Origin of the sequence: Natronosporangium hydrolyticum, assembly GCF_016925615.1 — a bacterium.
Classification (GTDB): domain Bacteria; phylum Actinomycetota; class Actinomycetes; order Mycobacteriales; family Micromonosporaceae; genus Natronosporangium; species Natronosporangium hydrolyticum.
In genome coordinates this window covers 1,683,565-1,695,854 of record NZ_CP070499.1, presented here as the reverse complement: position 1 = coordinate 1,695,854, position 12,290 = coordinate 1,683,565, and the positions used below count along the sequence as shown (strand labels likewise).

Below are 12,290 nucleotides of genomic sequence, written 5' to 3'. Positions count from 1 at the left end.
GCCCCAGCTAGAGGAGGCGCGCAGTGCCACGAACCGCCCGGGATGTCGTATTTGTCGACGGCGTCCGTACCCCGTTCGGCAAAGCCGGCGGGATGTACGCCGAGACCCGAGCCGATGACCTGGTCATCCGCTGTCTACGGGAGCTGCTACGACGAAATCCGCAGCTACCGCCCGAGCGGGTCGACGAGGTCGCCATCGCCGCCACCACCCAAATCGGCGACCAGGGCCTGACCATCGGCCGGACCGCCGCGTTGCTGGCCGGACTGCCCAAGTCGGTGCCGGGCTTCGCCATCGACCGAATGTGCGCCGGCGCGATGACCGCGGTCACCACCGTCGCCGGCGGCATCGCCATGGGGGCCTACGACGCCGCGTTCGCCGGCGGCGTCGAGCACATGGGCCGGCATCCGATGGGTGAGGGGGTCGACCCCAACCCTCGGATCCTCGCCGAGCAGCTGGTCGACCCGTCAGCGCTGGTGATGGGCGCGACCGCGGAGAATCTCCACGACCGGCTGCCGCACATCAGCAAGCAACGCTCGGACGCCTTCGCGCTCGCCTCCCAGGAGCGCACCGCCAAGGCGTACGCCGACGGCAAGCTACAGCCCGACCTGGTAACGATCGCGACCCGCAACGCCGAGGCCGGCTGGGGTCTGGCCGGGGTCGACGAGGCGCCGCGGGAGACCTCGCTGCCCGCCCTTGCTGGGTTGAAGACTCCGTTCCGCCCGCACGGCAAGGTGACCGCCGGCAACGCCGCCGGACTCAACGACGGCGCCACCGCCTGCCTGGTCACCGCCGAGGAGGTCGCCCGCGAACTCGACCTGCCGGTGGCGATGCGGCTCGTCTCGTACGGGTTCGCCGGGGTGGAGCCGGAGGTGATGGGCTTCGGCCCGGTCCCCTCGACCGAGAAGGCGCTGCGACTGGCGGGACTGTCCATCGACGACATCGGCCTGTTCGAGCTGAATGAGGCGTTCGCGGTGCAGGTGCTCGCCTTCCTCGACCACTTCGGCATCGACGACGACGACCCGCGGGTCAACCCGTGGGGCGGCGCGATCGCGGTCGGCCACCCGCTCGCCGCCTCCGGGGTCCGGCTGATGACCCAGCTGGCCCGGCACTTCGCGGAACGGCCGCAGGTGCGGTACGGGCTGACCGCGATGTGTATCGGCATCGGCATGGGCGGCACCGTGATCTGGGAGAACCCGCACTGGGAGGGCCAGTGAGCGCGAACACCGCACCGTGCGAGGACCGCAGCCGCGAAGCAAGGAAGGAACTGCAGTGAGTGACGTGGAGTTCGCAGAAGAAGTCGTCACCAACGCGCTGCTGCGGCAGGTGACCGTACCCGGGCTCGCCAAGCCGGCAGCCCTGATCACATTGGACAATGGCCACGACCACACCAAGCCGAGCACCCTCGGGCCGGCCGGGTTGGCCAGCCTGGAGCAGGCGATCGAGGAGGCGCTCGCCGCCGACCCCGCGTTCATCGCGGTCACCGGCAAGCCGTACATCTTCAGCGTCGGCGCTGATCTGAACGGGATGCCGCTGATCCGCAGCCGGGAGCAGGCGTTGGAGCTGGGGCAGCTCGGCCATCGGGTGTTCGGGCGGCTCCGGGACTCGCCGGTACCGACCTTCGCCTTTATCAACGGCGCCGCGATGGGCGGCGGGCTGGAGCTGGCGCTGCACTGCCACTACCGCACCCTCTCCGGTGGCGCGCGGGCGCTGGCGCTACCCGAGGTGATGCTCGGCCTGGTACCAGCCTGGGGCGGCACCCAGCTGCTACCGAACCTGATCGGCATCATCGGCGCCGCCCAGGTGGTGATCCAGAACCCGTTGCAGCAGAACCGGATGCTCCGCGCCGACAAGGCCGCCGAGCTGGGCATCGCCGACGTATTGCTCGAGCCCGCCGACTTCCTGGAGCGCTCCCTGGAGTGGGCGGCCGGCGTCGTCCGCGGTGACGTCGCCGTATCCCGCCCGGAGATCGACCCGGACGCCTGGGACGGGGTGGTGGCCTTCGCCCGGCAGCAGCTCGACGAGCGGCTCCACCAGGCCGCACCGGCACCGTACCGGGCGTTGGAGCTGTTGGCGGCGGCGAAGGACACCTCGTTCACCGAGGGTGCCGCAGCCGAGGACGAGGCCCTGGCCGACCTGGTCATGAGCGACGAGCTACGCAGCGGCGTCTACGCCTTCGACCTGGTCCAGCGACGGGCCAAGCGACCCGCCGGGGCCCCGGACCGGAAGCTGGCCCGCGATGTCAGCAAGGTCGGCGTCGTCGGCGCCGGGTTGATGGCCAGCCAGCTGGCGCTGCTCTTCGCCCGCCGGCTGGAGGTGCCGGTGGTGATGACCGATATCGACCAGGACCGAGTCGACAAAGGTCTGTCCTACGTTGAGGGCGAGATTGACAAGCTGCGGGCCAAGGGGCGGCTCGACGAGGGTAAGGCGGCGAAGCTACGCAGCTTGGTCTCCGGCACGGTGGACAAGACCGAGGCGTACGCGAAGGCAGACTTCGTGGTGGAGGCGGTCTTCGAGGAGCTCTCGCTGAAGCAGCGGATCTTCGCCGAGCTAGAAGAGATCGTCAGCCCCGAGTGCATCCTGGCTACCAACACCTCGTCGCTGTCGGTGACCGACATGGCCGCCGGCTTGAAGCACCCGGAGCGGGTGGTCGGTTTCCACTTCTTCAACCCGGTCGCGGTGATGCCGCTGCTGGAGGTGGTACGCGGCGGGACTACCGACGATGCCACCCTGGCCACTGCGCTTTCGGTCGGCAAGCAACTCAAGAAGTCCTGTGTGCTGGTGGGGGACGCGCCCGCGTTCGTGGTCAACCGGTTGCTGTTCCGGTTCCTCGGTGAGGTCTTCGACGCGATCGACCACGGCACTCCGGTGGCGGTGGCGGACACCGCACTGGACCCGCTGGGCCTGCCGATGCGGCCACTGCGACTGTTGGAGCTGGTGGGCACCGGGGTGACCCACCACATCGCACAGATTATGCACGATGCCTTCCCGGACCGGTTCGGGGTTAGCGAAAACTTGGCCCGGCTCGCGGAGAGCGGCGCCACCACGCTACTCACCGAGGACGGCTCGCTCGACCCGGAGCTGGTTGCAAAGCTCAAGACCGGCGACGACCCGCGTACCGGCGAACAGGTACGCGACCGGGCGCTGGCCGCCCTGGCGCAGGAGATCCAGTTGATGCTCGACGAGCAGGTGGTCTCCGACCCGCGCGACATCGACCTGTGCCTAATCCTGGGCGCCGGCTGGCCGTTCCACCTGGGCGGGATTACTCCTTACCTGGACCGTGCCGGAGTGTCGGAGCGGGTCAACGGTGGCCGGTTCCTGCCGCCGGGGGTCGCGAGCGTGCCTGAGTAGACCCGACCCGAGTAGCCCAACTTGGTTGGCTGGGGAGGGATCTTGCGCACCGGAATGTCGGACTTTTCCGGGCGCTTGATCCCTCCCCAGCCAACCAAGAGGGCCGGGAGGGTCAAGCGGAGGCTACGGGCAGCCGGATGGTGACCTCCAGCCCGCCCTCGTCGAGCGCCACCGCGCTCACCGTGCCACCGTGGGCGTCACAGACCGCCCGTACGATCGCCAGCCCGAGCCCCGCGCCGCGGGCGCCGGTCCGCTCCCGGCCACCCCGACGGAACGGTTCGAACAGGCCGGGCACGTCCGCCTGCGCCACTTCGAAGCCGGTGTTCGCGACCACCAGCCAGGCATATTCCGGGTCGGCCCCGGTCTCCACCCACAATTGACCGTGGAGATGGTTGTAGCGGACACCGTTCTCAAGCAGGTTGCCGGCGAGCCGTTCCAGCAGGCTCGGATCGCCGACCACCGGGGCCGGATCGAGCGTGGTGGAGATGTGCAGGCTGAGCCGCTTCGCTTCGCGGTCGATGGCCGACAGCGCCGCGGCGGCGCCGTCGGCCAGGTCCGTCTCCACCTTGCGGACCAGCCGCCGCCCGGACTGGGCCTCGCTGCGGGCGAGCACCAGCAGCGCCTCGACCAGACTGTTGGCGCGCTCCGAGGCGTCGCGCACCACCCGCGCCATCCGCCGGTACTCGCCCAGGTCAGCATCGGGATCGTCGAGAGTCACGTCGACCTCGGTCCGCATCACCGCCAGCGGGGTACGCAGCTCGTGGGAGGCGTTGGCGACGAACCGTTTCTGGCTCTCGAACGACTCCGCCAGCCGGTCCAGCATCGCGTCGAAGGTGCCGGCCAGCTCCGCGACCTCGTCGTGGGCGCCGGCGTACCGGATCCGTTCGTCGAGGTTCTCTTCACCGAGCCGTTGCGCGGTGGCGGTGACCCGGTGCAGCGGTCGCAACGCCCGCCCGACAAGTAGCCACGCCATGCCCATCCCCAGCAGGGTGACCAGCAGCAGCGACGGCAGTCCTACCGTAAGCAGACCGGTGGGCTGTTCCCAACGCAGCGAAGCCAGTGCCCCGAGCAACAACCCTGAGCCGAAGAGCAGCGCCCCGTTGAGCAGAATCAGCCGCAGCCGCAGTGTGGGACGCAGCGGCACACGGCGCAGCCAGCGGCTGCTCATCCGGCAGCGTCCCGGGCGACCCGGTAGCCGGAGCCGACCACCGTCTCGATCAGTGGCGGGTCACCGAGCTTACGACGCAATGTCCGGACCGTCACCCGGACCGTGGTCGTGAACGGGTCGGCGTTGGCGTCCCACACCCGCTCCAGTAGCTCCTCGCTGGAGACCACCCCACCGCGCGCCGACAGCAGCGCTTCCAGCACCCCGAACTCTTTACGGGTCAGCTCGACCGGCGTGCCGGCGCGGCTGACGCTGCGCTTGGCGGGATCGAGCACCAAGTCGGCGACGGTGAACACCGGCGGTGCCGGAGGCGTCGCCCGCCGGCCCAGCGCCCGCACCCGGGCCGCCAGCTCGTTGAAGGCGAACGGTTTCGGCAGGTAGTCGTCGGCGCCCAACTGCAGCCCGGCCACCCGCTCATCGACGCTGTCCGCGGCGGTCAGCATCAACACCCGGGTGAGGGCGCCGGACGCCGCAAGCTCGGCGCAGATCTCGTCGCCGTGTTTGCCGGGTAAGTCCCGGTCCAGAACGACCACATCATACCGGGTCACATACGACATTTCGTGACCGGTGTCGCCGTCGTAAGCAACGTCGACCGCCATCCCCTGCCGCCGCAGGCCCCGCGCGATCGCATCGGCCAGGTTGCGTTCGTCCTCTACAACCAGCACTCGCATGGCCATAACCTAGCGCAGGCCCGGCCGCGCAGTGACGTTGATCATGACGTCGATGCGAGTTACCAGCGCCACACCCACAGCTGCTGGCCATACTGGCACGCCAGCCCGCCCGGGAAGCTCTCACACCGCTCGGGCTCGCCGGTCACCATCTCATGCACCACCAGCTCCAGCGTAGTGAGGTTCAACGTCGCCACCCGTGGTTCCTCGCCACGGACCAACGCCAGGCCATGGCCCGCCGCCCGACCGCGCAAGTCTCCGGCGAGTAGCGGCTGCCACTGCCAGCCCGCCAGCTCCACCACCGGCTCCCCGGTCGCCGGATCGTGCAGCGCCAACTCCCGACCGCCGGGCAATTGCACCAGCAACCAGTCGCCGACCGGGGCGACGAACCCGCTGTGGGCCAGCTCCCACGCCGGCTCCCCGGTCGCCGGGTCGAGCCCGAGCGTGCGGTGCCCTCCCGCAACAGGCGCCGACGCGTCATCAGCCGCTGGCGGCGCCTCCGCCGGGCCCGGCACCGTATGCAGGCAGAGCACCGGCCCACAGGGCTCCATCCGGGAGAACAGTCCCGCCGGCCGCTCCCAGCTCTGCCGCAGGGTGTCCAGCGGGTAGCCACGCACCGTTGCGCAGCGAAGTGGCGGGCCCGGGCTCGCCCCGTCATCCGGGCAATCGGTCCGCTGCAGCAGCACCAACGACTCTGCCGCCACCGCCGGCCAGCTATAGCCGAGCAGCTCGGCCGATACCACCGCGCCGCGGCCCTGTAGCTCCCCGGTCGCCGGGTCCCGCAGCGCCAACTCCCGGTCCTGGGAGATAGTCACCACCAACGGCGGCTCCGCCAACAGCCACGCGTACGCCCCCGCCGGGACGTCTGCCTCCCACAGCTCCTCGCCGGTGACCAGGTCGACGCCGACCAGTTCATGTGCGATCGGCTCCCCATGCTCCCCGAGGCTGCGCTGATAGCCGCTAAGCGACAGCGCGTGGTCGATGCCGGGCACTAGCTCCAGACCTGGACGGGACCAGCGCACCTGCCCGGTCGCAGGCTCCAGCCCGACGGAGCTCGCGGGGTCCACCAACATCCGCCCGTCGGTGGTCGGGAACAGCCCACGCCCTCCGGTGATCTGCCAGTCCCGCTCTCCGCTGTCTAGGTGGTACGCGGTCAGGTGGCCGGAGTCATGCTCGACCAGCAACCGCCCGTCCACCACTTGCAGGCCGCCCGACGCCTCTCCCGGCAGGTCCACCACGGTAAGTCGCGCGCCGTGAAACTGGCCCACCTCGCCGCCGAGCCCGAGCACCAACGCCAGCACCAACAGCGGCGCCAGCCAGCGCCGGTGCCGCTGCCAACCGGTCCGCAACTGCCGCGACCAGGCCGGCCGAGAACCTCCACTGTGGTAATCAGCGCCGACCGAGAGGTCGCCAAGATCGATCGAGGGCTCGGGGTGGGGCTTCACCACAATGGCTCCAGGCGCTCGGGCGGCAGGCCCGCTCAGGATACCGAGCGCCTACCGACGCCCTACAACGCGTCGATCCGGGACAGCTCCTCATCGGAGAGCTCGAAGCCCCACAGGTCGAAGTTGCTGGCGATCCGCTCCGGGGTAGCGGACTTCGGGATCACCGGAATCCCGTGCTCCAGGTGCCACCGCAACACCACCTGAGCCGGGGTGACCCCGCGCCGCTCGGAGATCTCCCGCAGCACCGGGTCCGACAGCCGAGTGCCTTTGAGCGGGCTGTAGCCCTCCAACACCACCGCCCGCTCCCGATGCTCGTCGAGCACGTACGGGTCGTGGCGGGCCGGGCTCCACGGCACCTGGTTGACCGCCGGCAGCTCACCGGTCGCCGTCGCCAGCAGGTCGAGCTGATCGACGTCGTAGTTGCTGACCCCGATCGACCGGACCAACCCTTCGTCGCGCAGCGCCAAAAACTCTCGCCAGGTCGGCACCCCGTCCTGCTCGATCGGCGGGGCGTGGATCAACCACAGGTCGAGGTAGTCGGTGCCCAGCGCGCGCAGGCTCGCATCCAGCACGCGCCGCTCCCGACCGGCGTCGCTCGGCTGTAATTTGGTGGTAAGGAAGACATCTTCCCGGGGCAGGCCACTGTCGCGTACCGCGCGCCCCACCTCCGCCTCGTTGCCGTACATGGTGGCGGTGTCGAGATGCCGGTAACCGACCGCCAACGCGTACGAGACCGCCTGATAGGCCGGTTCGCCACGGATCTGCCAGGTGCCGAACCCCACCATCGGCATCGTCACCCCGCCGGCGAGCGTCACGTTCTCATTGCCCATGCCGCCGATTCTCCCCGAGCCGTCGACCTCGCGCCCGCTGCTCCGATGTACCAGTAGCAACGATTCGAAGGGAGCACCACCCATGCAACAGATCACGACCTGCCTGTGGTTCGACCACCAGGCGGAAGCGGCGGCCAACTACTACTGTTCGCTCTTCGAAGACGCCCGGATCGTGGCGGTCCAGCGGACGGGAGAGGCCGGTCCTGGTGAACCCGGCTCCGCGCTGCTGGTCACCTTCGAGCTAGCGGGGCAGCGCTTCTTCGCCCTCAACGGTGGCGGCGACCGCGCGTTCTCCGAGGCGATCTCGCTCCACGTGAACTGCCGCGACCAGGCGGAGGTGGACCACTTCTGGGACCGGTTCATCGCCGACGGCGGCGAGGAGAGCCTCTGTGGCTGGCTGAAGGACCGGTACGGGGTCTCGTGGCAGATCGTCCCGGAGGCGCTGCCGACGATGCTGGCCGACCCGGACCCGGCCCGGGCGGGGCGGGTGATGCAGGCGATGCTGCAGATGCGCAAGCTCGACCTGCCCGAGCTGACCCGGGCCTACGAAGGCGCCTGATTACCGGGCGGTGGTGACTGAGCTACCGGGGCCACCACCGCCGGCTCAGTCACCCCACCCGCCGCTCAAGTTCAGTGAGCCAGGCGTCGAGGTGGGGGCAGGTCGCCCGCAACTTCGCCAATCCCAACTCCTGGATACACAGCGGGCCGTCAATCGTCTTGCTGTATCTCGGGAGTGCCGCGCTAATCCGTTTGGACGGCGCCGTGTCGACGCCATCGTTGACGAGTTCCGGGCCCCCGGCCGAGGTCACGACGTGGTGCAGACGGGACGCGGTTCTGCATTCCGGGAGCGTCGGCGGGGAACGCATGGCGGTGAGCCGGGCCGGATTCAACCACCGGTCAGCTGGGTGGCTGACCGCCGCCCACCGGGGCGGGTGAGCCGGCAGGAGTCGCCGCAGCCTCGGCGGCCCGCTGGGCCTGCTCGGCCCGCTGGGTCAGCCGGTGCGCTCGCGCCGACCAGCCGACCGCGCCGGCCCACAGCAACGCCAGCACGAGGTAGGTGGTGGCCCGGACCACCGGCGGGGCGGCGATCGTCTCGGTGACGAAGAGCGTCCGCACGTTCGTCACCACGATCAACCCGCCGGTGAGCGAGCCGAGCATTCGGGGCGGGATGTGCCGGGCCAGCCAGGCCGCGATCGGGGCCGCCAGCACCCCGCCGAGCAGCATCACCGCCACCCAGGCGAGATTGACCCCGCCCAGCCCGAGCCCGACCAGGAAGCCGGCGCTGCCCGCGACCACCACCGCGAACTCGGCGGCGCTGATGGAGCCGATCACCTTGCGGGGCTCCAGCCGGCCGCTGGCGAGTAGGGCGGTGGTGCCGACCGGCCCCCAGCCGCCACCGCCGGTGGAGTTCATGAACCCGCCGACCAGCCCGAGCGGGGTGAGAAACCGGGATCGCAGCGGTTTGCCGAGCTTGCCGCGGGGGGTGCCGCGCAGGGTGAAGCGGATCAGGATGTAGGTGCCGAGCCCGAGCAGGATGCCGGACATGATCGGGCGGGCATGCTCGGTGGCGAGCCAGCTGAGGAAGGTGGCGCCAGCGAACGCGCCCACCGCCCCGGGGATCGCGATCCGCCACACCACCTGCCAGTCGACGTTGCCGAACCGCCAGTGCGCGAGCCCGGACACGAACTGGGAGCCGACCTGCGAGAAGTTCACGGTGGCGGAGGCGAGCGCCGGGGCGGTGCCCAGGGTGAGCAGGAAGGTGGTGGAGGTGACGCCGTAGCCCATGCCCAGCGCCGAATTGATCATCTGCGCGCCGAATCCGACCAGTCCGAGCAGCAGCAGCGCCGGCATGCTCCACCCCCCGCCATTCCTACTTAACAGGTAGGAATGGTAGACGTAGCCGCTCCGACGGGTAAAGGCCAATTTCACTTCGTGGTACGGCGGCGTTCCGGCGGTCAGTCGCCGGCACGGCGACGCAGGAACGGAAAGACCGCCCAGAGCAGCACGAACCCGATGCCCGCGGCGGCGCTGACCAGCACCGCCACCACGCGCGGTAACACCACATCGGTAGCGAGCAGCAGCGCGCTGACGATCGACACCAGCACCATCATCAGCCCGCCGAACGCCATCCGGTGCGCGTAGACGACTAGCTCGGGCTTGTGTCCGCGGCGGAACAACACCCGGTGGTACGCGACCGGGGCGATGATCAGCGCCGCGGCGGCGGTGGCCGACAACAGCGCCACCAGGTAGGCGGAACGGGCGAAAGCGTCGGCGTCGGCCGCGAACCCCGGGGTGAACGCCAGGATCAACAGGAACGCGAAGAGGATCTGCACCCCGGTCTGAGCGACTCGCAGCTCCTGCAACAGCTCGTTGAAGTTGCGCTGCCAGCGCTGCAGGTCGGTCTCTCCGGCCGGGCCGGTCGACGCTGTGAGATCGGGTGGCTCTACCGGCTCGGTCATCCCTCCAGCGTGCCACCGCACCAGAAGGCCCTCACCACCAATGACAGAGGGTGACTTTCGACGTACCTTCGGTAGTGGGACCGGCGACCCATCCGCGTTCGCCGGCAAGGGGGGATCACCATGTTCGTACAGGTCATCCACGGGCACATCTCGGATCGGGACGAGATGTACGACGCTATGCAGAGCTGGGCCCGCGACCTCGCACCCGGAGCCGAAGGCTGGCTCGGCACCACCGCCGGAGTGACCGCCGACGACGAGTTCATCGCGCTGGTGCGATTTGAGTCGCCGGAGGCGGCGCAGCGCAACAGCCATCGGCCCGAGCAGCACCAATGGTGGATGGAGACGTCGAAGCTGTTCCTCGGCAGCGCCACCTTCCACGACTGCACCGACGTCGACACCTTCCTGCAGGGCGGCTCGGACCAGGCCGGCTTCGTCCAGATCCTGCAGGGCCGTTCCAGCGACCCGGCGCAGCTGGTGGCGCTCACCAAGCGGCACGAGGACGGGGTACGCAGCTACCGGCCCGACATCATCGGCGGGCTCATCGCACACCACGGCGACGCCGCCCGGTTCACCGAGGCGGTCTACTTCACGTCGGAGGCCGAGGCCCGGACGGGCGAGCGCAAATCGCCGCCGCCCGAGCTCGCTGACCTCTTCAGCGCCGACTCGGACCTCTACGCCGACCTGCGCTACCTCGATCTGCCGGAGCCCTGGCTCTACTCGCCGAGCGGCTGAGCCCGCCACCCCGGCGAGCATGAGCAGCGGCACGCCGCCGCGCTCATGCTCACCGGGGCATCCGGGTCCTAGACCGGTTCCAGCCGTTCCCGCGGGGCATCCGGATCGTCCGGATCGGCCCGGCCCTCGGTCACCGACTTCCAGTCGGGGCGTTCGAAGAACGCGCGGGTCCCCTTCGCCACCAGCACCGACAGCAGGATCAAGCCGATCAGGTTGGGCAGCGCCATCAGTCCGTTGAGCACATCGGCGAAGGTCCAGACCAACCCCAGCTCGAAGACCGCGCCCGCGAAGATCGCCAGGCAGAAGACCACCCGGTACGCCCCGATCGGACGCACCCCGAACAGCCGCTCCAGACACCGCTCGCCGTAGTACGCCCACCCGAGCAGCGTCGAGAAGGCGAAGAACACCACACCCAGCGAGACGATGATGCCGCCCTGATCACCGGGCAGGCCCTCCCGGAACGCACCAGCGGTCAGCGAAGCGCCGGTCAGCGCGTCCCCGGCGGCATCCACATGCTGCCAGGCGCCGGTGACCACGATCGTCAGCCCGGTAAAGCTGACCACCACCAGGGTGTCCAGGAACGTCTGGGTCATCGACACCAACGCCTGGCGTACCTCGTGAGTGGTCTTCGCCGCGGCAGCGGCGATCCCACCGGTCCCCAACCCGGACTCGTTGGAGAAGATGCCCCGGGCGACCCCCCAGCGCAACGCCGCCAGGAACCCGGCCCCCACGAAGCCACCGACCGCCGCGGTGCCGGTGAAGGCGTCGTTGAAGATGGTCTGTAGCGCTCCCGGCAGCTGATCGGCGTTGAGCACCAGCACCACGGTCGCGCCGAGGATGTAGAAGATCGCCATGAACGGCACGAAGGCGGCGGTGAACCGGCCGATCATCTTGATCCCACCGAGGATCACCAGCGCCGCCACCAGCATCAGCACCAGACCGGTCAGCCACGGCGCCACGCTCCACTCGGTGTGCAGCGCGTCGGCGACGCTGTTGGACTGGACCATATTGCCGATCCCGAACGCGGCGATCGCGCCGAAGACCGCGAACAGGACCGCCAGCACGGTGCCGAACCGGGCCATGCCCGGTCCGAAGTGGCGCCGCAACCCCTCGCTGAGGTAATACTGCGGGCCACCGCTCTGCTCACCCTTGGCGTCCAGCCGGCGGTACTTCACCCCTAGGAACGCCTCGGCGTACTTGGTGGCCATCCCCACCAGACCGGTGATCCACATCCAGAACAGCGCGCCCGGGCCACCCAGCGCGATCGCGGTGCCCACCCCGGCGATGTTGCCGACGCCGACGGTGGCCGCCAGCGCCACGGTCAACGCCTGGTAGTGGCTGATATCGCCGGCGGCGCCAGGCTCCTTGCGCTTGATCAGCGCCAGCCACAGCGCGTACCCCAGCTTGGTGAACTGCACCCCGCGCAGCATCCCGGTCAGGTAAACCCCGGTCAGCAGCAGTAACGGGATCAGCAGCCAGGGGCCCCAGATGAAATCGGAGGCGCTCGCCAGCCCCTCCTCGATCCCATCCAGGGTCCGACCGACCCAGTCGAACATGTGCCGTCTCCCTCCTAGAAACGTCCACGACCGAACGCTCCCCAGGACACCGCGCCGCCGGCAGACTACACCCGATCGAGAGATTTA

General features: G+C 69.7%; 12 protein-coding genes. 4 read left to right on the top strand and 8 right to left on the bottom strand.

Annotated elements, in window-relative coordinates; all coding sequences use genetic code 11:
• Positions 1-23 precede the first annotated feature (23 nt).
• Together JQS43_RS07605 and JQS43_RS07600 are read left to right on the top strand one after the other, a co-directional pair.
• On the top strand, positions 24-1,214 hold the full coding sequence (locus JQS43_RS07605) for a thiolase family protein (protein WP_239678351.1): 1,191 nt from the start codon (positions 24-26) through the stop codon (positions 1,212-1,214).
• A gap of 64 nt (positions 1,215-1,278) precedes the next feature.
• On the top strand, positions 1,279-3,348 hold the full coding sequence (locus tag JQS43_RS07600; RefSeq protein WP_239679352.1) for a 3-hydroxyacyl-CoA dehydrogenase NAD-binding domain-containing protein: 2,070 nt from the start codon (positions 1,279-1,281) through the stop codon (positions 3,346-3,348).
• Positions 3,349-3,460: 112 nt separating this feature from the next.
• On the opposite strand, the gene JQS43_RS07595 is transcribed toward JQS43_RS07600, so the two are convergent.
• The 4 genes from JQS43_RS07595 to JQS43_RS07580 are packed head-to-tail and all read right to left on the bottom strand — an operon-like array spanning position 3,461 to position 7,456.
• Entirely contained in the window at positions 3,461-4,516 is a 1,056-nt protein-coding gene (locus JQS43_RS07595) for a sensor histidine kinase (RefSeq protein WP_239678350.1), read from the bottom strand.
• Entirely contained in the window at positions 4,513-5,184 is a 672-nt protein-coding gene (locus JQS43_RS07590; RefSeq protein WP_239678349.1) for a response regulator transcription factor, read from the bottom strand. Before JQS43_RS07590 ends, JQS43_RS07595 begins: the two co-directional genes overlap by 4 nt.
• A gap of 59 nt (positions 5,185-5,243) precedes the next feature.
• Positions 5,244-6,629: a PQQ-like beta-propeller repeat protein gene (locus JQS43_RS07585; RefSeq protein ID WP_239678348.1), complete on the bottom strand. Its 1,386-nt coding sequence runs from the start codon at positions 6,627-6,629 to the stop codon at positions 5,244-5,246.
• Between the two features lie 59 nt (positions 6,630-6,688).
• Positions 6,689-7,456: an aldo/keto reductase gene (locus tag JQS43_RS07580; RefSeq protein ID WP_239678347.1), complete on the bottom strand. Its 768-nt coding sequence runs from the start codon at positions 7,454-7,456 to the stop codon at positions 6,689-6,691.
• An 82-nt stretch (positions 7,457-7,538) separates the two neighbouring features.
• Here JQS43_RS07580 and JQS43_RS07575 point away from each other — a divergent pair, with 82 nt between their 5' ends.
• A complete protein-coding gene (locus JQS43_RS07575) occupies positions 7,539-8,015 on the top strand; it encodes a VOC family protein (protein WP_239678346.1) in 477 nt (158 codons plus the stop codon).
• A 49-nt stretch (positions 8,016-8,064) separates the two neighbouring features.
• On the opposite strand, the gene JQS43_RS26255 is transcribed toward JQS43_RS07575, so the two are convergent.
• The 3 genes from JQS43_RS26255 to JQS43_RS07565 form a co-directional block, all read right to left on the bottom strand.
• Positions 8,065-8,322, bottom strand: a complete 258-nt coding sequence (locus tag JQS43_RS26255) for a DUF4276 family protein (protein ID WP_420847683.1) — start codon at positions 8,320-8,322, stop codon at positions 8,065-8,067.
• 31 nt (positions 8,323-8,353) lie between these two features.
• Positions 8,354-9,307, bottom strand: a complete 954-nt coding sequence (locus JQS43_RS07570) for a sulfite exporter TauE/SafE family protein (RefSeq protein ID WP_239678345.1) — start codon at positions 9,305-9,307, stop codon at positions 8,354-8,356.
• Positions 9,308-9,411: 104 nt separating this feature from the next.
• Complete coding sequence (locus tag JQS43_RS07565; protein ID WP_239678344.1) at positions 9,412-9,915, bottom strand: DUF6328 family protein; 504 nt, start codon at positions 9,913-9,915, stop codon at positions 9,412-9,414.
• A gap of 120 nt (positions 9,916-10,035) precedes the next feature.
• Here JQS43_RS07565 and JQS43_RS07560 point away from each other — a divergent pair, with 120 nt between their 5' ends.
• Complete coding sequence (locus JQS43_RS07560) at positions 10,036-10,647, top strand: hypothetical protein (protein WP_239678343.1); 612 nt, start codon at positions 10,036-10,038, stop codon at positions 10,645-10,647.
• A gap of 68 nt (positions 10,648-10,715) precedes the next feature.
• Here JQS43_RS07560 and JQS43_RS07555 read toward each other — a convergent pair whose 3' ends face one another.
• The gene (locus JQS43_RS07555) at positions 10,716-12,203 is read right to left on the bottom strand and encodes an alanine/glycine:cation symporter family protein (RefSeq protein ID WP_239678342.1); all 1,488 of its coding nucleotides are present in this window, start codon (positions 12,201-12,203) and stop codon (positions 10,716-10,718) included.
• Positions 12,204-12,290: the final 87 nt, after the last annotated feature.

What these genes read in the sequence shown, in the direction of transcription:
- JQS43_RS07595 (WP_239678350.1), bottom strand. Translation starts at nt 4,516, where the DNA reads ATGAGCAGCCGCTGGCTGCGCCGTGTGCCGCTGCGTCCCACACTGCGG.
- JQS43_RS07590 (WP_239678349.1), bottom strand. Translation starts at nt 5,184, where the DNA reads ATGCGAGTGCTGGTTGTAGAGGACGAACGCAACCTGGCCGATGCGATC.
- JQS43_RS07580 (WP_239678347.1), bottom strand. Translation starts at nt 7,456, where the DNA reads ATGGGCAATGAGAACGTGACGCTCGCCGGCGGGGTGACGATGCCGATG.
- JQS43_RS07575 (WP_239678346.1), top strand. Translation starts at nt 7,539, where the DNA reads ATGCAACAGATCACGACCTGCCTGTGGTTCGACCACCAGGCGGAAGCG.
- JQS43_RS26255 (WP_420847683.1), bottom strand. Translation starts at nt 8,322, where the DNA reads ATGCGTTCCCCGCCGACGCTCCCGGAATGCAGAACCGCGTCCCGTCTG.
- JQS43_RS07570 (WP_239678345.1), bottom strand. Translation starts at nt 9,307, where the DNA reads ATGCCGGCGCTGCTGCTGCTCGGACTGGTCGGATTCGGCGCGCAGATG.
- JQS43_RS07565 (WP_239678344.1), bottom strand. Translation starts at nt 9,915, where the DNA reads ATGACCGAGCCGGTAGAGCCACCCGATCTCACAGCGTCGACCGGCCCG.
- JQS43_RS07560 (WP_239678343.1), top strand. Translation starts at nt 10,036, where the DNA reads ATGTTCGTACAGGTCATCCACGGGCACATCTCGGATCGGGACGAGATG.
- JQS43_RS07555 (WP_239678342.1), bottom strand. Translation starts at nt 12,203, where the DNA reads ATGTTCGACTGGGTCGGTCGGACCCTGGATGGGATCGAGGAGGGGCTG.